The following is a 19,663-nucleotide window of genomic DNA, read 5'->3' on the forward strand; positions in this document are numbered from 1 at the left end:
GCCCGCGGCGCAGCGGATCAGTCTCGACCTGCCCGCGATCGTCCTCGTCGGCGCGTTCGTCGTGCTGGTCACCGTGCCCGTCATCGACGTCGGGGAGCTGCTCGTCGGCGGCGCCGACGGGGACGGGCCGCAGGTGCCGGTCCACGACGTACGCGGTGGCCCCGGCGACGGGCAGCCCCATGGGCACATCGCCGTCGAGGTCGTCGACGCCGACGACGTGTGCGGTGGCGGTGACCGTGATCTCGGTGGGTCCGTAGGCGTTGACCAGCGACCCCGGCGGACCGGCGGCGAGCACCCGGCGGATGCGGGCGGGGTCGGGCACGTCGCCGCCGACGACCAGGCACCTGACGCCGCCGAACGCGGCCGGGTCGGCGTCGGCGACCAGGTGGAACAGCGCCGGGGTCAGCCGGACCACGCTCGCCCGGTGCTCGGCGATCGCCGCGCGGAGCGTGCCGACGTCCAGGGGGCGGCCGGCGGGGACGACGGCGAGGTGGGCGCCGTTGAGCAGCGCCGCCCACACCATGAACGTGGTGGTGTCGAACGACGGGTTCGCGGTCAGCAGCACCACGTCGCCGGCGGTGACGGGGGCGTGGTCGCCGGTCACGAGGTTGACGATCCCGCGGTGGGTGACGGCGACGCCCTTCGGCTCGCCGGTAGATCCCGAGGTGTGGACGACGTTCGCGAGACCGTCCGGATGCCCGGCCCGGCGCGACCTCTGTACAGAAAGCGGTCCCGGCGTCACACACTGGACGCCGTCCAGAGGCGCGCCCAGCACCGTGCGGATCCCGGCGTCGGCGGCGAGGAACCGCAGCCGGTCAGGTGGCAGGGCGGGGTCGAGCACGACGTAGCCGGCGCCGGCCTTGAGGACGCCGAGCATCGCCACGACGAGTTCCGCCGACCGTTCCAAGTGCAGGCCGACAGGGTCGTCGGCGCCGATCCCCGCGGCGTGCAGGGCCGCCGCGACCCGGTCCGAATCGGCGTCGAGGTCGCGGTAGGTCCGCTGACGAGCCGGGCCGCTCAGCGCGACCGCGTCCGGGCGCAGCGCGACCTGCGAGGCGAACCCGGCGTCGAGGGTCATCTCGACGGCGCGTCCTGGCGGGTTCCACCGCTGGACGGCGTCGGTGACCTCGGCCGCCGACATGAGCGGCACCTCGTCGGCGCCGATGTCGGGGCGGGCCGCCATCGCCCGCAGGACGCGCACCCAGGCGTCCAGCATCCGCCGCGCCGACGGCTCGTCCCACAGGTCGGTGGCGTACTGCAGCTCGGCGACGAGCGCCCGGCCCGTGTCCACGACGGTGCACGACAGGTCGAACTTCGCGGTCTGCCCGGCGCCGTCGCGGGCGCGGACGGTCGCGCCGGGCAGGCTGAAGCCGCGCAGGTCGTCCTCGAGGACCTGGAACAGCACCTGGAACAGCGGGTGCCGCCCGGCGGCCCGGTCCCCGGCGACGGCTGTGACGACGTGGTCGAACGGGGCGTCCTGGTGTTCGAATGCGGCGGTGCACGTGGCGGCGGTGCGGCGCAGCACCTCCCGCAGCGTCGGCGCGCCGCCGAGGTCGGTGCGCAGCGCCAGCATGTTGACGAACAGGCCGACGATGTCGTGCAGCTCCCGGCGGGGCCGGTTGGCGATCGGGGTGCCGACGACGACGTCGGTCTGCCCCGCCCAGCGGCCGAGCATGACGGTGAAACCGGCGAGCAGCGTCATGAACAGGGTGACGCCCTCGCCGCGGCTCAGTCCCCGCAGCCGGTCGGCGAGGGCCGGGTCGAGCTTCAGCCGGACCCCGGCGCCGCGGTGGGACTCCTCCGCCGGGCGGCGCCGGTCGGTGGGCAGGGCGAGGGTGGCCGCCCCGTCGAGCCGCTCCCGCCAGTACCGCAGCTGCTCCCGCACGGCGCCCTGCTCGACGAGCTCCCGCTGCCAGGCGGAATAGTCGGCGTACTGCAGGGGCAGCGCCGGCAGCCGGTGCGGGACGGTCGCGCTGAGCGCGGTGTACACGGTGCCGAGCTCCCGGGTGAAGATGCCCAGCGACCAGTCGTCGGTGACGATGTGGTGGAAGGTGAGCGTCAGCACGTGCCGGCGGGGGCCGAGCCGCAGCAGCGCGAACCGCGCGAGCGGCAGCCGTTCGAGGTCGAACGGCCGGGCGACCTCCGTGGCGACGATCCGGTCCGCCTCGGCCTCGGCGGTGGCGGGGTCGAGGCCGGTCAGGTCGGCGTGGCGCAGGTCGGGCTCGGCGGTCTCGTGGACGACCTGCCGCGCGCCCGTGTCGGTGCCCTCGAAGCAGGTCCGCAGCGCCTCGTGCCGCCGCACGCAGACGCGCAGCGCCTCGGTGAGGTGGCCGACGTGCAGCGTGCCGTCGATGTCGACCGCGCCGCCCAGGTTGTACGTCGCGGTCCCCGGCACGAGTTGCTCGAAGAACCAGATGCGGTCCTGCGCGAGCGACGCCCGGCACGCGAAGGCCGCACCGGCGCCGGCCGCCGGGACCGTCGCGGTCACGGGCGGGGGCCGTCGGCGACCCGGTGGCGCGCCACGGGGGTGATCCCGGCGGTGGCGAACGCCGACACCGGCGCCGACGGGGCGGCCAGCTCGCCGGCGAGGGCGGCGATCGTCGGGTGGCGGAAGAGCGTGGCGAGCGGCAGGTCGAGGCCGAGCTTCTCGGTGGTGCGGGCCACGAGGCGCATCGCCAGCAGCGAGTGGCCGCCGAGGGCGAAGAAGTCGTCGTCGGCGCCGACCCGTTCGACGCCGAGGACCTCGGCCCACACGTCGGCGAGCTGCTGCTCCAGCGGGGTCCGCGGCGCGGTGTACGGGCCGGCGGCGACGGTGATCTCGTTGTCGGGCCGGGCCCGTAGCGCCTGCTCGTCGACCTTGCCGTTGGCGTTCAGCGGGAGCCTGGGCAGCACGACGAAGCCGTCGGGGACCATGTACCGCGGCAGCCGCCGGCCGAGCGCGGCGTGCCAGTGCGCCACCGGCGCGTCGGCGGGCGGGTGACCGGAGGCCAGGTACACCACGAGCCGGTCCCCGCCGCCGGGGCCCGGGCGGGCCAGGACGGCCACCGCGTCGACGCCGGCGACCTCGCGGACGGCGGCGGCGACCTCACCGGTCTCGATCCGGTAGCCGCGGAGCTTGACTTGGTTGTCGGCGCGGCCGAGGTACTCCAGGACGGGCCCGTCGCCGACCTGCCGCCACCGCACGACGTCGCCGGTGCGGTACAGCCGCTGCCCGGGCTCGAACGGGTCGGGCACGAACCGGTCGGCGGTGAGTCCGGCGGCGCCGAGGTAGCCGCGGGCGACGGCGGCGCCGCCGACGTGCAGCTCGCCGGGGACGCCCGGCGGCACGAGCCGCTGCCGCTCGTCCAGCACGACCACCGTGGCGTTGGGGTAGGGGGCGCCGATGAGCGCGCGGTGGTCGCCGGTCCCGGCGGCGTCGACCGTCATCCAGGTCGAGTCGATCGTCGCCTCGGTGAGGCCGTAGGAGTTGACCACGTCGGCGTCGGGGCCGAGCAGGTCCCGCATCGCGGCCAGCTCGTTGCGGTAGACGGTGTCGGAGCCGACCACCATGAGGCGCAGCCCGTCGAGGCGGGCACCGACGGCCTCGGCGTGCGCGGCGAGCGCCCGGGCGACCGCGGGCACGAACTCGGCGAAGTCGATGCGCTCGCGCCGGATCAGCGACAGCAGCGCCGGCGGGTCGAGCAGGGTCTCGCGCGGGCACAGCACCAGCCGGGCGCCGGTGCCGAGGGCCCGCACGAGGTCTCCGGCGAACACGTCGAACCCGAACGCCGCCATCTGCAGCACCGACGTGACCCGCTCCGGCAGCCGGTAGGCCGCCACCCAGCCGTCGAACACGGCCCGCAGGCCGCGGTGGTGCACCATGACGCCCTTCGGCCGGCCCGAGGAGCCCGAGGTGAACAGCACGTAGGCGAGGGCGTCCACCGGCACCGTGGCAGGGACGTCCACGGTGGACCGGTTGGCGGCGCCGTCCACGGCGGACCGGTTGGCGGCACCATCCACTGTGGACCGGTCGGCGGCGTCGTCGAGGCAGAGCACGGTCGCCGCGGTCGGCGGGACGTCGGCGAGCCGGGCCCGGGACGTCAGCACGGCGACGGGTGCGGCGGCGGCGACGACGTCGGCCCGCCGCGTCGCGGGCCAGTCGACGTCGAGGGCCGTGAACGCGGCGCCGGCGCGCCACACGCCGAGCACGGCGGCGACCGTGTCGGCGGACCGGTCCAGCAGCACGGCCACGACGCTGTCGGGCCCGGCGCCGGCGGCCCGGACCGCCGAGGCGACCCGGCCGGCGCGCTCCCACAGCTGCGCGTAGCTCAGGGTCGTGACACCGTCGGTGACGGCCGGCGCGCCGGGCCCCCGCCGCACCTGCTCCGCGATGGCTTCCAGCACGGATCCGGCGCGGTCGGCGCCGGCCCGGGCGCCGCGCCCGGCGGCCAGCAGGAGCGCGGCCTCACCCGCGGCGAGCACGGGCACGTCGGCGACCCGCAGCGCGGGGTCGGCGGCGACGGCGGCGAGCACGCCCTGGAACCGTTCGACCAGCAGCCGGGCGGTTTGCTCGTCGTAGAGGTCGGTGCTGTACTCCAGCTCGCCCTCGAGGCCGGCGGCCGGGCCGCGCTCCCGCATCGAGAAGGTGAGGTCGAACTTCGCGGTCGTCGACGGGTGCGGCTCCTCGCGCAGGGTCAGCCCGTCGAGGGTGATGTCGACCGGCGTGGTGTTCTCCAGCGACATCATCACCTGGAACAGCGGGTGCCGGGCCGCGACCCGGGGCGGGTTCAGCGCCTCGACGAGCTGCTCGAAGGGCAGGTCCTGGTTGCCGTAGGCGGCCAGGTTCCAGTCGCGGACGCGGCCGAGCAGCTCCGTGAACGTGGGGTCGCCGGACGTGTCGGTGCGCAGGACGAGGGTGTTGACGAAGAACCCGACGAGGTCGTCGAGGGCCGGGTCCATCCGCCCGGCGACGGGGCTGCCGACGGGGATGTCGGTGCCGGCGCCGAGCCGGGTGAGCAGCGCCGCGAGCGCCGCCTGCAGCAGCATGAACATGCTGGCGTCGCCGGCCCGGGCGAGCGTCTCCAGGCGGGCGTGCAGGGCGGCCGGGACCTCGAACGTGACGACGGCGCCGTCGTAGCTGGGCTCCGGCGGGCGGGGGCGGTCCGCGGGCAGGGTCAGCTCGCCGGGCAGCCCGGCGAGGGCCTTGCGCCAGAACGCGAGCTGTCGCGGGGCCTCGCTGTCGAGCAGGCGGCGCTGCCACACGGCGAAGTCGGCGTACTGCACCGGCAGCGGCGCCCAGCCGGGCTCGCGCCCGTCGCGGCGGGCCGCGTACGCGACGGCGAGGTCCCGCGCCAGGGGCTCCATCGACCAGGCGTCGCCGGCGACGTGGTGCACGACCACGGTGACGACGTGCTCGTCGGCGGCGGTCGCGAACACCCACACCCTGATCGGCGCCTCGGCGGCGAGGTCGAAGGCGTACTCGCCGGCGGCCGCGACCGCCGCGGCGATGCCGTCGGGTGCGACGGGGACGACGGTCACCTCGGCCGGGTGCGTGCCGGGCGGCGCGATCCGCTGCCTGGCCGCGCCGTCGGCGTCCTCGACGGTCGTGCGCAGCGTCTCGTGGCGGGCCATGAGGTCGCCGAACGCTCGGTGCAGCGCGGCGACGTCGAGCGGGCCGGTGAGCCGCAGCGACATGGCCATGTTGTAGGTCGAGCTGGCGCCGAACAGCCGGTGCAGGAACCACAGCCGCTGCTGCCCGTAGGACAGCGGCACGGCGGCGGGCCGTTCGCCGGCGACGAGCGGCGGCCGGTCCGAGGCGGCCACTGCGGCGTCAGGACCGGTCGTGTGCGGCACACCCGAGACCGTACGGGCCACGCCGGCGACCGTCGGGGCCTCGAACAGCGCCCGCACCGACATCTCCACGCCGAACGCGGACCGCACCCGGCCGACGAGCCGCGTGGCGAGCAGCGAGTGGCCGCCGAGGGCGAAGAAGTCGTCGTCCACGCCGATGTCGTCGCGTCCGAACAGTTCGCTCCACAGGTTCAGGATCCGCTGTTCCGCCGGTGTACCGGCAGCGCGCCCGACCTTGCGGGCACCCGCCTCCAGCGGCATGGCGGCGAGCGCCTGCCGGTCGGTCTTGCCGCTGGTGAGCTGCGGCAGGCCGGGCAGCGCGACGAACCGGGCCGGCAGCATCGCCGGGGGCAGCAGGGCGCTGAGCCGCCGCAGCAGCGCCGCGGGGTCCTCGGCGACGGCCGGGTCGGCGGCGAGGTAGGCGACCAGCTGCCGGTCGCCGCCTTCCTCGGTGCCGGCGGTGCGGATGAGCACGGCCGCGTCGGTGACCTCCGGCAGCGTCCGCAGCGCCGCCTCGACCTCGCCGAGCTCGACGCGGACGCCGCGGACCTTCACCTGCGAGTCGGCGCGGCCGATGAACTCGAGGTCGCCGGCGGCGTCGCGGCGCACCAGGTCGCCGGTGCGGTACATGCGGGTGCCGGGCGGGCCGAACGGGTCGGGCCCGAACGCGGCGGCGGTCAGGTCGGGCCGGTTCAGGTAGCCGCGCCCGAGCCCGGCACCGGCGATGTACAGCTCCCCCACCGCGCCGGCGCCGACGTCGCGCAGGTCGCGGTCCAGGACGTACAGGCGCGCGCCGGTGACCGGCCGGCCGATCGGGGCGGTCGCGGTGCCCGGGTCGGGGCGGCACGGCCAGAACGTCGACTCGATCGACGACTCCGTCGGCCCGTACAGGTTGTACAGCGGCGCGTCCAGCACCGTGAAGTACCGCCGCACGAGGCCGATCGGCAGGGTCTCGCCGCCGCACAGCACGTGCCGCAGCGTCGCGCACGCACCGGCGCCGGGCTCGTCGAGGAACTCCCGCAGGGTGCTGGGCACGAACTGGACGGAGGTGACCCCGGCCCGCTGGATCAGCGACACCAGGTACCGCGGGTCGTGGTGCCCGTCGGCGGCGGCGACGACGAGGACGGCGCCGACCGACAGCGGCCAGAACAGCTCGTGCACCGACGGGTCGAAGGTCAGCGGGGTCTTCAGCATGGTGCGGTCGCGGCCGTCGAGCGGCTGCTCGCCCTGCCACCACCGCAGGGTGTTGACGATCCCGGCGTGCGGCACGACGACGCCCTTGGGCCGGCCGGTCGACCCCGACGTGTAGATGACGTAGGCGGGGTGCGCCGGCAGCAGGCCGCGCTCCGCCTCGCCGACGCGTCCGGCGCCGGCGTCGAGGCCGGCACGGACCGCCGGGTCGTCGAGCACGACGATGTGCCGGCTGGGGGCGGACGGCACCACGCCGGCGGCCGCGGCGACGGTCAGGACCACGACCGGCCGGGCGTCGTCCAGCAGCGCGGCGACCCGGTCCGCGGCGTGCTCGGTGTCCACCGGCAGGAACGCGGCACCGGCCTTGCCGGCGGCGAGCGCGCCGACGACGAGGTCGGTCGAGCGGGGCACGGCGAGCGCGACGACGCGTTCGGGGCCGGCGCCGAGGTCGCGCAGCAGCCGGGCGAGCCGGTCGGCGCGGGCGTCGAGCTCGGCGTAGGTGAGGACCTCGTCGCCGGACATCAGCGCCATGGCGTCCGGCGTCCGCCGGGCCTGTGCCACGAACAGCCCGGGCAGCGTCTCCGGTTCGGCGGCGGGCGCGGCGTTGTCGCAGGGGATCAGCAGCGGCCGGACCGGCGCCGCGGGGTCCCGCAGCAGGTCCCGGAGGAGGTCCTCGTAGCGCCGCAGGTGGTCGCGGACCGTCCCCTCGTCGAACAGTTCCGCGTCGTATTCGCAGGTGATGATGTACGAGCGGGGCATCGCGAGGATGTCGACCTCGAAGTCCGCCTTGGCGAACCGTCGGGTGGTGCGCAGCAGGGCCAGGTCCAGGCCGGGGACCGTCGGGATCCGCAGCGGCCGGTCCAGGTTGAAGAACGAGCCGAAGATCCGCTCCCCCGGCGCGAGGGTGACCGGCAGCCGGTCGCGGACGGCCTGCACGGAGAAGCCCGGGTGCTGGTAGTCCTCGGCGAGGGCCCGCTGCACCGCCCGCAGGTGCGCCTGCACGGTGCCGTCCCGCGGCACCCGGCTGAGCACGGGCAGCACGGTGCTGCAGTTGCCGACGAGGTGGGTGCCGCCGGGCAGGTCCCGCTGCGCCAGCGGCACCCCGACGACGAGGGCGTCCTGGCCGCTGAGCTGGTGCAGCAGCCCGGCGTAGGCGGCGAAGAGCACGGTGAACGGGGTGCAGCCGAGCTTCGGCCCGACCGTCGCGACGAGCTGCGACACCTCCGCGGACACGGTGTGCTCGACGCGGCCGCCGGCCCGGGCGGTCCTCGCGGTGCGGGGGCGGTCGGACGGCAGCCGCAGCACCGGGAACCCGCCGGCGAACCGCTCGTCCCAGTACGCGGTGTCGGCCGGGCGGTGCTCCAGGTGCTCGACGTAGTCGCGGAACCTGGGGGCCGGGGGCAGGGCGGCGCCGGCGCCGTCGCGGTACAGGGCGAGGATCTCGTCGATGAGCACGCCGAAGGACCAGCCGTCGATGACGCTGTGGTGCACGGCGAGGTGCAGGTGGTGCAGCTGCGGGGCGAGGCGCAGCAGGTGCGCCCTGAACAGGGGGCCCGCGGCGAGGTCGTAGGCGTCGCCGGCCCGCTCGTGCAGCCACGCGTCGATGCCCTGCGGGTCGGCGGTGAGGTCGACCAGCGGCAGGTCGGTGCCGGACGGCGGCAGGGCGCGCTGGCTGCCGCCGTCGATGGCGAAGACCGTGCGGAGGCTGTCGTGGCGGGCGACGACGTCGGCGAGCGCGCGGCGCAGCGCGGCCACGTCCAGCGGGCCGCGCATCACGATCATCACGGACTCGTTGTAGGCGCGCGAGTGGTCCGCGCCCATCTGGTCGAGGAACCAGATGTCCCGCTGCGCCGCGCTGAGCGAATACGGCCCGCCGGCCGGCGCGGGCACGGGCGGTGCCGGCACCGCTACAGGCACGGGCTGGGGCAACGGCGGAACAAGCGTGGGCGCAGGCGGTACAAGCGCGGGCGCCGGCGGTACAAGGGCGGGAGCGGGCACCGGGTAGGCGCCGGTGAGCAGGGCGTGGGCCTGGCTCATCACCCGCGAGTGGACCTCGAGCATCCGCAGGACCGGGTCGGTCTGCGCCGTCTGCGGTTGGCGATCGTCCACAGTGTCCGGACCTCTCCGTGGGTGGCCTCCGCAGCGGAGGGGCGATTGGCTCGGCCGGCCACCGCCCGTGGCAGGTGACCGGCCTGGCACCTCGCGGCCCGCCGGAGCGTCACCCTGGCCCGGCGGGCCGCGATGCCGTCATCAGACCCCAGGCGCCGACCCCGCTCAAGTCGCCGGCGGCAACACTGGGCGAATCGCTAGCCCGCCCGCCGCACCACGCCGGTATCGTCGGCCACCGAACGGTTACCGAACGGGAACAGGGCTGATGACGCTGTCTGGAAGCGACACGCACACGCCGGTGCCGTTGCGGCACAACCGCGACTTCGGCATCTTCTGGGCCGTGCAGGCGCTGTCGACGCTGGGCAGCTCGTTCTCGCTCGTCGCGATCCCGCTGCTGGTGCTGCACGCGACCGGTTCGGTGGCGCAGATGGGCCTCATCACCGGCATCGCCGGGGCCGGCACCGTCGCGAGCGGGCTGTTCGCCGGTGTCCTCGTCGACCGGGCCGACCGGCGGCTGCTGATGATCTGGTGCGACCTGGCCCGGCTGCTGCTCTACGCGGCGGTCCCGGCGGTGTGGTGGACCGCCGGCGAGCACGTGTGGCTGCTGTACCCGGTCATCGGTGTCGCCGCCGTGTTCCAGATGGTGTTCGACGTCGCCTGCTCCGCGGCCGTGCCGAACATCGTGGCGCGGGAGCAGATCACCGCCGCCAACAGCCGGCTGCAGGCCACCTACGGCGCGGGGTTCGTGCTCGGGCCGATGGCCGCCGGGTTGGTCGCCGCGCTGGCCGGCCCGGTGACCGCGGTCGCCGTGGACGCGGTGACGTTCGGCGTCTCGGTGGTGGGGCTGCTGCTGATCCGGCTCCGCCCGGCCACCGGCGGGCCCGCCGCAGACCCGATCGCCGGGCGTCCGACGGCCGTGTGGCGGGACCTCGCCGTCGGGGTCCGGTTCCTGTGGCGGACGCCGGTGCTGCGGGCGATCACCCTGCTGTACACCCCGGTCACGTTCCTCAGCCTCGGCCTGGTGGACGTCTTCATCTACTACGTGCGGCACGACCTCGGTCAGGGGGACCGGGTCGTCGGCGGCCTGCTCGGCGCCGCCAGCGTCGGCTCGATCGTGGCCGCGGTGATCACCCCCGCGGTCCGCCGCCGGATCGGTTTCGGGCCGGCGTGGCTGGCGGCGTACCTCGCCTGCGGGGTCGCGATCGCCGCCGCCGGCCTGGTGTACCACCTGGTGGTGGTGCTGGTCGCGGCGGTGGTGTTCGCGTTCGGCGAGACGATGGCGGGGATCAGCTCCGCCTCTCTGCGCCAGACGGTGACCCCCGACCACCTGCTCGGCCGGGTCACGGCCGGCTTCTGGATGGTGCATCACGCGTTCGGGCCGGTCGGCGCGCTGGTGCTGACGTCGGCGGTGGCGCACGCGGGGGTGCACGGGCCGCTGATCGCGGTAGGAGTATCGTTCCTGGCGATCGTCGCCGCCGGGCTGCTCACCCCGCTGCGGGCCGCGGCGAGTCGATGATCAGGTTCTGGCGTCACGCCACACCTTTCGTGATCCGCGCTCACATCACGCCGTGCTGGCTATGCTCCGCCGGTGTCAACCATGCGACTGATGGTGCTCGGGCTGGTGTCGTCGCTCCAGCCCGTGCACGGCCATGACATCCGCCGCGGTCTGTTGGCGTACGACGGAAGACCGGCGATGAGCGTCCCCGCTGGTTCGGTCTACCACGCGCTGCGCAAGCTCACCGCCGAGGGCCTGCTGGAGCCGGTGGAGACGGAGCGCAGCGGCGCCCGGCCCGAGCGCACCACCTACCGGACCACACCCGCGGGCGTCCGCGAGTTCCGGGTGCTGCTGCGGCGGTACTGGTGGCAGTACCAGCTGCCGAGCGACCCGTTCCTGTCCGCGCTGTACTTCCTGCCGTCGCTGCCACGGACCGAGGCGGTGACGGCGCTGCGCACCCGAGCAGGGATTCTGTGGTCCTTCGCCGAGCAGCAACGCCGGGACCTCGACGATCGCACCGCCGATCGGCCGGAGCACGTAGAATGGCAGCTGGAGCGGGCCCTGCGTTGGTTCGAATGTGAAGCCGACTGGTGCGTGGAGATCGCCGACCGTATCGAGGACGGGATGGGCGTGCACGACACCGACCTGCTGCCATTCCCACCTGCAGACGTCGACGAGGCGCCACCGTCACCGGACGGCGCACTCGCCGCGCGCCCGCGACGCCGCACGCCGGGTAACCGCGCGACCGCGCGGGCCTGACCGTCGGCCGATCCGCCACCCGGACGGCCGCATTCGACCGAGGAGCTACATGCCTGCCGTCCTGACCAGCCGCCCGCCAGGTGGCACCCGTCTCCTCGGCGTCGGTGCGTACCGGCCCGACCGGATCGTGACCAACGACGAGGTCTGCGGGCCGATCGACTCCTCCGACGAGTGGATCCGGCAACGGTCAGGAATCGTGACGCGCCGCCACGCGCGGCCCGACGAGACCGTCGCGAGCATGGCGGCCGCCGCCGCCCGCGACGCGCTCGCGTTCGCGGGGGTGCCGGCCGAGCGGGTCGACACGGTGATCGTCGCGTCCATGTCCAACCTGCAGCAGTCGCCGCCGATCGCGCCGGAGATCGCGCACCGCGCCGGCGCCGGGTCCGCCGCGGCGCTGGACGTCGGCGCCGCCTGCTCCGGGTTCTGCCACGGCCTCGCCGTCGCCGACGCGCTCGTGCGGGCCGGCAGCGCCGGGTACACGCTGGTCATCGGCGCCGAGCGGATGACCGACATCATCGACCCCAAGGACCGCTCCACCGCGTTCCTGTTCGGTGACGGCGCCGGTGCCGTGCTGGTCGGCCCCGCGGCGCGGCCGGGGATCGGGCCGGTGGTGTGGGGCTCCGACGGCGCCCGCAGCGATCTCATCGCGCACAGCGACTCCTGGCTCGCGGTCCGCGACAAGCCCGAGTTCTGGCCGACCATGCGGATGGCCGGGCAGGAGGTGTTCCGCTGGGCGATCCAGCAGATCGCGCCGACCGCCCTCGCCGCCGTGGGCGCGGCCGGGCTCGACGTGGCCGACCTGGCCGCGTTCGTGCCGCACCAGGCGAACCTGCGCATCATCGACAAGCTCGCGGCGGCGCTGCGGCTGCCGGACACGGTGCGGGTCGCCCGGGACGTCGTGGACACCGGCAACACGTCGGCGGCGTCGATCCCGCTCGCGCTGCACACCATGCTCACCGGCGGGCCGGCGCCGAGCGGACCGGCGCTGCTGACCGGGTTCGGCGCGGGGCTGTCCTACGCGGCGCTGGTGGTCGACCTCCCCTGACTGGTGCATTCACCAGTCATTCACACCCGTCCGTGCGCGGACGGTAGCTTCGCGTGGCGGGCGTCAGGCACACTGCGTCCATGGGTCGTAGCGAACGACGTCGATTCCTGATCGTCGCCGTGTGCCTGGCGCTCGTCACCACCAGCGCCTGCACACCCGAGCAGGGCCGGGACGGCGCGAACAAGGTGCCCGCCTACGCGAAGCCACCCCGCAGCTTCGCCGACGTGCTCGACCAGTCCGGCGACCGGCCGGTGAAGGCCGACCAGCACAGCCTGTCCGTCTCGCGCAGCGCCGCGTCCTCGCGGGTCACCGATGACCTCGGCCAGGGCATCGTCCTGCGCGACGGCGCCGTCGAGCTCACCGCGCGCAGCACCGGCAAGGGCAGCGGCGGCTCCGCCGCCAAGGGTGTCGTCGTCTTCCGCGACGCCGTCGACGGCACCGACGTCGCCGAGCAGGTGCTCGCCCCGGAGGCGGCCCGCATCTTCTACGTCGTCAAGAGCGCCGCCGCGCCGGTGTCGTTCGACACCGCCGTGTCGGGGGCCACCCCAGTGCCCGCCGGGGCCGGCGTCGTGCTGAAGTCCAAGGACGCGACCGTCGGCGCGATCCCCCCGTCGTGGGCGTACGACGCCGACGGCAAGCTGGTGCCGTCGCACTACGAGGTGCACGGCAACACCGTCCGCCTGGTCGTGGAGCACCGGGCGGCCGGCGTCGCGTACCCCGTCGTCGCCGACCCGCCGTTCATGCTCGGCGCCGGCGGCCGGCTCGTCGGCGCCCAGCTCCTCGGCGGGATCTTCGAGTGGGCGGCGATAGCCGCGATCACCTGGGGCGTGGTCAAGTTCGACTCGAACGGCTGCCTGACCCTGAGCACGTTCGCGTCCTGTGCCCTGCACCCGCTGGAGCACGACTGGAGCAACAAGGCCGCGCCGAAGGCGTCGGCGTTCGACGCGAAGATGCCGAAGCTGAAGGGCGACCGCCTGCCGGACGCCCAGCGCACGCTCAACCAGCTCGGCCTGCGCAACGTCCACCTCGTCGACGACACCGGCCAGGACCGCACGGTGCTGGACCCGAAGAACTGGGTGGTCGCCGCGCAGTCCCCGGCCGAGGGCACGACCGTGCACGCCAACACCGAGCTCACCCTGCGGGTGCGCAAGCCGACCGACGGTGAGGGCGGCTCCGGCGCCGCCGGCGCCGTGCCCGACCTCATGTGCATGAACCTGCAGGACGCGCAGGACAAGCTGCGCGACGCCGGCTACCGCACCACCTCCAAGGACCACACCACCCAGGGGCGGCGGCAGGTCCTGGACCGCAACTGGCTGGTCGTGGCGCAGTCCCCGAAGCCGGGCACGGCCGCCGCGAAGGGCACCCAGGTCGTCATGGAGGTCGTCAAGTACGGCGAGCCGACCGGCTCCTCGGGCTGCAAAAGCTGACCTCAGCGGCTCGCGTACAGGAAGTGCAGCGCGGTCCCCCGGTACTCGGGCAGCTGCACCGTGCTGGTCCGCAGGCCGTGCGCGGCGAACAGCTTCTCCGCCTCCGCCAGCTCACCGCCGGGCGACGCGACCTCGACGACGGCGTGCCGCACCAGGTCCCACGTCGCCTCGTCCAGGCCGCGCAGCACGGCCAGCTCGGCCCCCTCCACGTCGATCTTCAGCAGGTCGATGCGGGTGAGGCCGGCCCGCGCGGCGACGTTCGGCAGCGTGTCGACCCGGCAGTCGACGAGCCGCTGCTCGAACCGGCCGTCGAGCATCTCGTCGAGACGGCCCAGGACCACCTGGCGCAGCTCCTCGTCCAGGTCCGCGGCCGTGTTCTCGATGTAGGCGCGGACCAGGGCCCGGTCGGCCTCGGGCTCGGCGTCGATGCCGGACATCATGGTGTACTGCGGGTAGTGGCGGATCCTGGCGTGCCGCGGGTGCTCGCCGAGCGCGAGCTGGTGGGCCTGGATGCCGGGGGTCCCGGACGCGTTGCGGCACAGCACGTCGAACACCTCCGGCACCGGCTCGAACGCGTGGACTGTCGCGCCCGGCCACTGCGCCGCGGCGAACAGGCTGAACAGCCCGATGTTCGCGCCGGCGTCCACGACGACCGGCGAGTCCGGCAGATCGAGACCGCCAGGGTGCAGGTACACCCGGTCCACGAAGATCTCCCGGTACAGGTACTCGGTCTCGCTCCGGTTGAGGCTCCAGACCGTCCTGCCGTCGGGCAGGCGCATGCTGTGCGTCGTCATCGGACCCGTTCCTTCCGCGCGCCGGCCGGTGCGCCGCGCGCCGCCGGAGATCACCGGCAACACTCCGGCAGATCCGGTAGGGAGATCACTAAGGTCTCGGCGCGCGCTGGTCAGCGGCCGGACTCCGCGTGCTCGGTGACCACCTCGCCGATGACGCGACCGGCCTCGGCGGCGGTCGCGGGGTCGGCGTCGAGGGCGCCGGCGTAGACGATCAGCGCCTTCCACAGCGCCCAGCCCCGCCCCCGGGCCCACGTGCCGTCGTCGATGCCGAGCGCCGCACGGAACGCCGAGCGGCTCGCGCCGGACAGCACCGTCCAGGCGATCGCCGTGTCGCAGGCGGGGTCGTTGACGCCGCAGGTGCCGAAGTCGATGACGGCGGCCAGCGCACCGTCGCGCACCAGCAGGTTGCCGGGGGCGATGTCGCCGTGGAACCACACCGGGGCGCCGTCCCACTGTGCTCGCAGCGCCTCTTCCCAGATCGCGGTGACGGCGGCGCGGAGCACCAGGTCGCCGAGCGCCTCGGCCGCGCGCCGGGTCTGCGCGTCGTACACCCGCAGCGGACCTCCGCGGAACCAGTTGTGCAGCCCGGGTTCGGGGCCTCCGGCCGGGTCGGCGTGCCGCAGCGCGACCAGGAAGGCGCCCAGGTCGGCCGCGAACCCGGTCAGGTCGGTGACGGTGTCGGCGCCGACCGGGTCACCGTCGATCCACCCGTACACCGACCAGTGAAAGCGGAACCCCTCGCCGGGCGCGCCCATCGCCAGCGGCGCGGGGACGGGCAGGGGCAGGTGCGGAGCGAGCCTTCGCAGCCAGCGGTGTTCCTTCTGTACCGCCAGCGCGTACTCCGCCGCGGTCGGCAGCCGCACCGACATGCGGTCGCCGAGGCGGAAGGTCTGGTTGTCCCAGCCGCTGACCGGGACGGGCCGCACGGGCAGGCCGGCCCACTGCGGGAACTGCGCGGCGACCAGCCGCCGCACCACCTCCGCGTCGACGAGCCGCCGGTCCGGCATCGGGATGGCGTCAGGGACGGCGTCTACCGGGTCGGTGGTCACGCCCCAACATCACAAGCCGGGCGCCCGGTGGCAACCGAATTGTGCGGCCGCGCCGTACGCTGGACGCCATGACCGCCGATGACCTGGCCGGGCAGGTGCGCCGCCTCGACGCGGACCTCGCCTCGGCCGAGCCCGGCCTCGACCGCCTCCGCCGGCTCGAGCGTGACCTGCAGGACCAGGCCGCCGCGCCCGACCTGTGAAGAGATCCCGCCCGGGGCCGGCGCCTCACGACCCGGCTCGCGTTCGTCGCCGGTGAGCTGCGGCGGGCCGCCGCCGTGCGGGACCGGCTCGCCGACGCCGCCGCGCTGCTGGCGATGGCCCTGGCGGAGGACGACACCGCGGTCCTCGCAGACCTCGCCGGCGAGCTGGCCGCCCTCGAGGATGCCGTCGCCACCGTGCGGATCCGCATGCGGCTCGACGGCGCCTACGACACCCACGGCGCCGTGGTGCTCGTCCGGGCCGCGGCACCCGACGACCCGCCCTCGACCGTCCTCGCCGAGGCGCTGCTGCGGATGTACCGGCAGTGGGCGGACCTGCACGGCCTGCCCAGCGAGGTCGTGACGGAGCACCACGCGTCCGCCGCGGGGCTGCGGGAGGCGACGCTGGTGCTCGCCGCGCCGTACGCGTACGGCCTGCTGCGCGGCGAGGACGGCCGGCACGCGATGACCGCCGCCGACCCGTTCGACCACGGACGGATGCGGACCGGCCACGCCCTCGTTGAGGTGTCACCCCTCGCGCAGGACGACGACCCGGTCGAGCTCGCCGACGAGGACCTCCGCGTCGACCTGTACTGCGTCCGCGCCCCGAGCCGCGCCGGCGAAACCAGGTCGACGCTCCACATCAGACACCTGCCGACCGGGATCGGGGTGGGCCTCCCCTACGACCACCGCGCCCGGCACCGCAAGGCGGAGGCGATCCGGATCATCCGGTCGCGCCTGCTCGTCCCGCGCGGCGCGCCGCGGGACGTCCGCGAGTACACCCAGCCGGTGTCCGACACGATCCTGCACGACTTCGAACTCGGCGACGAGCACATCGACGAGCACATCGACGAGGCCCGGACCGGCCCGCACCCCGCCGGCACCCGCCGGCCTTCACCCCGACCGGACGACGACCCGCCGCGGTCCCCGCGGTAGAGCTGAGCGCTTGACATCCTCCCCACGCCTGAAGCGGGGGATTGCCTGGGTCACCCCAGGGGTTTCCTGCTTCACCGACGACTGCCCCGTCCGAACGTTCGTCCGTTGGGGACTTGCACCGCCTCCACAGGCGATCACGGAGAGCCCCTCCGCGAGAATGTTGCGGGCCGCGGTGACATCCGGTCATGCACGGCGCCGCACCGGCACGCCCACTCCCGCACGTTCAGGGGCATCCGCTCAGCGAGCGCACCGCACGTCGAGCACAGCTCGCTTTGTGGCAGGGCGCGCCGCTGCCCCGGCGTCCAGGCCGAGGCAGCGATCGTTTCGAATCTCTCAGCGGTCGCCCGGGCGCGCGTGGCCCTGATGCTTGAACCGGTGGCTGGTTGCGTCCATCTTGGCGTCCGCTGCGTTCGCCTTCGGCGGGAAGGCGTTCTTGGCGCACGCGAAGTACCAGGCGGCGTGCACGAGCGTGTTCTTGAACTGTTGCAGCGAACGCAGCGCGTTGCCGCGGAGGCTGTCGGCCTGTTGTTGTGCGAGCGCCGGGTTCGTGGCGTACGTCTCCATCGTCGAGGCCGGCGGCTGCTTGGTGACGGTGGTGTACGTGTCGCAGTCCTCGTGGTAACACGGGTCGAGCTGCTCGCCCAGGACGCCACCGTACTTGGCGACCTGCTCGGCGGTCTTGGGCGCTTCGGCCCCGGCGAACACGCCGCCCGCCGGAATGCCACGGTTGATGAAGCCGACGTAGTCCGAGCGGCCGTCGAACGGGATCGGCTCGCTGACCATCCCGCGCTTGGCCCAGTAGCCGGTGAGCACCCGCTCGATCGTGCCGGAACCCTCGGGCCCGGAGTTCTCCGAGCCGAACGTCGAGCCGTCGCCGTCGTAGACGAGCCGCGCGAAGTTCGGCGACGCGATCATGTCGGTGTCGAGCATCATGTCCGTGCGCGCGACCTCGCGGTCGGACAGGTGGGCCGCGTAATACTGCGAGCCGACCAGGCCGTCCTCCTCGCCACCGAACCACAGGAAGCGAATCTTGTTGCGCGGTGGGCCCACCTTGGCGAGCTGCTCGGCGAGCTCGAGCTGGAATGCCGTGCCCGACCCGTCGTCGTTGATGCCCGGACCCGCCGTCACCGAATCCAGATGGGCGCCGAGCAGCACCACATGGTTCGGGTCACCGCGCCTGGTCTCGGCCACCACGTTCGGATACAGCCTCTGCTCGTCGACGCCGTTGGTCGTCAGGTCGACGGTCGGGTTCTGGCCCGCCCTGTACGCGTTGTAGAGCTCCTGACCGACGGCGAAGCTCGACGCCACCGCCGGCAGCGGGTAGTCGAACGGGGCCGCGCGGAACACGGCGTTGCTGCGGGCCGCCGTGTCACCCTCGTTGAACAGGATTACTCCGATGGCGCCCGCCTGCACGGCGTTCTCCAGCTTCTGCGTGAACGCGCAGGTGCCCCGCTGGATCAGCGAGACGGCGCCGATGGCGGCCGCTGGGAAATCCGACAGCTCACAGCCGGAAGTCGATCCACCGGGGCTCGGGATCATGACGTCATCGGTCGGCACGACCTTGACGTTCGTCAGCGCCCTGGTCGGTGTGTGCTCGAACGCGATGAAGTCGACCGACGGCGAGTCGTCGTCCCCGGCGGCGCCCGCGACATAGGTCCGGCCGGTCGGCGAGACCTGCCGCAGCACGGGCGCCGCGTTCTCACGCCACTCCGGCATGTTGAACATCTCGTAGTGGACGTTGTAGCCGGCCTTCTCCAGCGTGGCCCTCACGTAGGCCGCCGACGCGGTGTAGCCCGGCGTCCGCGTGGCGCGGGTGCCACCGTTGCGGTCGGCGATGCGCTGCAGCGCCCGCTGATGATCGGTGATGCCATCCACCGTCACCAGCCGCTCCAGCCGCGACGAATCAACGCCCGGTGGCGCCGCGGCAGCCGGAGACGCGCCGACAAGCGCAACGATGACGACGGCCGCACCCACCAATCCGACCCGATGCATCTCGCCTCCCGACTCCTACCCCTGAGAAGGTCACCGTCCCATAGCCGTATATCGATCACAACCCTCATCCATGTGGGGCCCACCCCTAGCGGTTGCCCGCGTAACCCCTCGCCGGCACCCGCACCGTCATCGATATGGCCGGTCGGCGTCAGTACCAGAGCTCAGGGCTGAGCTGGGGTTTCGAAAGCTTTGACACCGTCGCCGAGGTCACCCAATACTGAGCCCCATCGACTTGTGTCAAAACCGGACGCCGACCGGTTCGTTGCACGCTGCCCAAATGAGGAGGAACGCGCGCACCATGAACACGCGTAGCCGTCTGCTCGCCACCGCTGTCGCCGTCTCGGCGGCCGCGGCCCTCTCCACGTTCGTCGCCTGGGCCGCCACCCCTGCGAGCGCCGCGACCTGCAACGGGTACGTCGGGCTCACGTTCGACGACGGCCCGGGCACCAACACCGGCAACCTGCTCAACGCCCTGCGCCAGAACGGGCTGCGGGCCACGATGTTCAACGAGGGCCAGTTCGCCGCCCAGTACCCGGCCCAGGTCCGCGCGCAGGTCGACGCCGGCATGTGGGTCGGCAACCACAGCTACACCCACCCGCACCTGACCCAGCAGAGCCAGGCCCAGATCGACTCGGAGGTGTCCCGCACCCAGCAGGCCATCGCCGGCGCCGGCGGCGGCACCCCGAAGCTCTTCCGCCCACCGTACGGCGAGACCAACTCGACGTTGCAGTCGGTGCTCTCGCGGTACGGCCTGACCCAGATCATCTGGGACGTCGACTCGCAGGACTGGAACAACGCCAGCGTCGACGCGATCGTCCAGGCCGCCGGGCGGCTCACCAA

The 19,663-nt window shown here is 74.0% G+C and carries 11 protein-coding genes and 1 pseudogene; 7 read left to right on the forward strand and 5 right to left on the reverse strand.

Features of this window, described 5'->3' with window-relative positions:
* Positions 1–2,488: condensation domain-containing protein (locus tag AB0I21_RS55000; RefSeq protein ID WP_360573677.1), on the reverse strand; the 2,488-nt coding region annotated here is incomplete at its 3' end.
* Positions 2,485–9,129, reverse strand: a complete 6,645-nt coding sequence (locus AB0I21_RS55005) for an amino acid adenylation domain-containing protein (RefSeq protein WP_360573679.1) — start codon at positions 9,127–9,129, stop codon at positions 2,485–2,487. The genes AB0I21_RS55005 and AB0I21_RS55000, both read right to left, overlap by 4 nt.
* A gap of 265 nt (positions 9,130–9,394) precedes the next feature.
* Between AB0I21_RS55005 and AB0I21_RS55010 the strand changes: the two genes are divergently transcribed.
* The 4 genes from AB0I21_RS55010 to AB0I21_RS55025 all read left to right on the forward strand — a co-directional run bounded on the left by AB0I21_RS55010 (position 9,395) and on the right by AB0I21_RS55025 (position 13,855).
* A complete protein-coding gene (locus AB0I21_RS55010) occupies positions 9,395–10,645 on the forward strand; it encodes an MFS transporter (RefSeq protein ID WP_360573681.1) in 1,251 nt (416 codons plus the stop codon).
* A gap of 81 nt (positions 10,646–10,726) precedes the next feature.
* On the forward strand, positions 10,727–11,383 hold the full coding sequence (locus AB0I21_RS55015; RefSeq protein ID WP_360573697.1) for a PadR family transcriptional regulator: 657 nt from the start codon (positions 10,727–10,729) through the stop codon (positions 11,381–11,383).
* Between the two features lie 49 nt (positions 11,384–11,432).
* Positions 11,433–12,428, forward strand: a complete 996-nt coding sequence (locus tag AB0I21_RS55020) for a beta-ketoacyl-ACP synthase 3 (protein WP_360573683.1) — start codon at positions 11,433–11,435, stop codon at positions 12,426–12,428.
* 80 nt (positions 12,429–12,508) lie between these two features.
* Positions 12,509–13,855, forward strand: a complete 1,347-nt coding sequence (locus tag AB0I21_RS55025; protein ID WP_360573685.1) for a PASTA domain-containing protein — start codon at positions 12,509–12,511, stop codon at positions 13,853–13,855.
* 2 nt (positions 13,856–13,857) lie between these two features.
* Here the strand turns inward: AB0I21_RS55025 and AB0I21_RS55030 are convergent, their stop codons facing one another.
* Both AB0I21_RS55030 and AB0I21_RS55035 read right to left on the reverse strand, forming a co-directional pair.
* Complete coding sequence (locus AB0I21_RS55030; protein WP_360573687.1) at positions 13,858–14,649, reverse strand: FkbM family methyltransferase; 792 nt, start codon at positions 14,647–14,649, stop codon at positions 13,858–13,860.
* Positions 14,650–14,759: 110 nt separating this feature from the next.
* Entirely contained in the window at positions 14,760–15,698 is a 939-nt protein-coding gene (locus AB0I21_RS55035; RefSeq protein ID WP_360573689.1) for an aminoglycoside phosphotransferase family protein, read from the reverse strand.
* A gap of 68 nt (positions 15,699–15,766) precedes the next feature.
* Between AB0I21_RS55035 and AB0I21_RS55040 the strand changes: the two genes are divergently transcribed.
* Complete coding sequence (locus tag AB0I21_RS55040) at positions 15,767–15,898, forward strand: hypothetical protein (RefSeq protein WP_360573691.1); 132 nt, start codon at positions 15,767–15,769, stop codon at positions 15,896–15,898.
* Positions 15,899–15,922: 24 nt separating this feature from the next.
* Positions 15,923–16,831 (forward strand): annotated as a pseudogene (locus AB0I21_RS55045) (PCRF domain-containing protein); the annotation flags it as partial.
* A 333-nt stretch (positions 16,832–17,164) separates the two neighbouring features.
* On the opposite strand, the gene AB0I21_RS55050 reads toward AB0I21_RS55045, so the two are convergent.
* Positions 17,165–18,712 carry a M28 family metallopeptidase gene (locus tag AB0I21_RS55050; protein WP_360573693.1) on the reverse strand — a complete coding sequence of 516 codons (1,548 nt, stop codon included), beginning with the start codon at positions 18,710–18,712 and terminating at the stop codon, positions 17,165–17,167.
* A 409-nt stretch (positions 18,713–19,121) separates the two neighbouring features.
* Here AB0I21_RS55050 and AB0I21_RS55055 point away from each other — a divergent pair.
* Positions 19,122–19,663 (forward strand): polysaccharide deacetylase family protein (locus tag AB0I21_RS55055; RefSeq protein ID WP_360573695.1); only part of this gene is annotated, 542 nt, incomplete at its 3' end.

The sequence above is a fragment of the Dactylosporangium sp. NPDC050588 genome (assembly GCF_040654975.1).
Taxonomy (GTDB): Bacteria; Actinomycetota; Actinomycetes; order Mycobacteriales; family Micromonosporaceae; genus Dactylosporangium; species Dactylosporangium maewongense.

Bases quoted from the DNA above. Each gene is read 5' to 3' on its own strand.
- AB0I21_RS55015 (WP_360573697.1), top strand. From the start codon at position 10,727: ATGCGACTGATGGTGCTCGGGCTGGTGTCGTCGCTCCAGCCCGTGCAC.
- AB0I21_RS55025 (WP_360573685.1), top strand. From the start codon at position 12,509: ATGGGTCGTAGCGAACGACGTCGATTCCTGATCGTCGCCGTGTGCCTG.
- AB0I21_RS55010 (WP_360573681.1), top strand. From the start codon at position 9,395: ATGACGCTGTCTGGAAGCGACACGCACACGCCGGTGCCGTTGCGGCAC.
- AB0I21_RS55040 (WP_360573691.1), top strand. From the start codon at position 15,767: ATGACCGCCGATGACCTGGCCGGGCAGGTGCGCCGCCTCGACGCGGAC.
- AB0I21_RS55030 (WP_360573687.1), bottom strand. From the start codon at position 14,649: ATGACGACGCACAGCATGCGCCTGCCCGACGGCAGGACGGTCTGGAGC.
- AB0I21_RS55020 (WP_360573683.1), top strand. From the start codon at position 11,433: ATGCCTGCCGTCCTGACCAGCCGCCCGCCAGGTGGCACCCGTCTCCTC.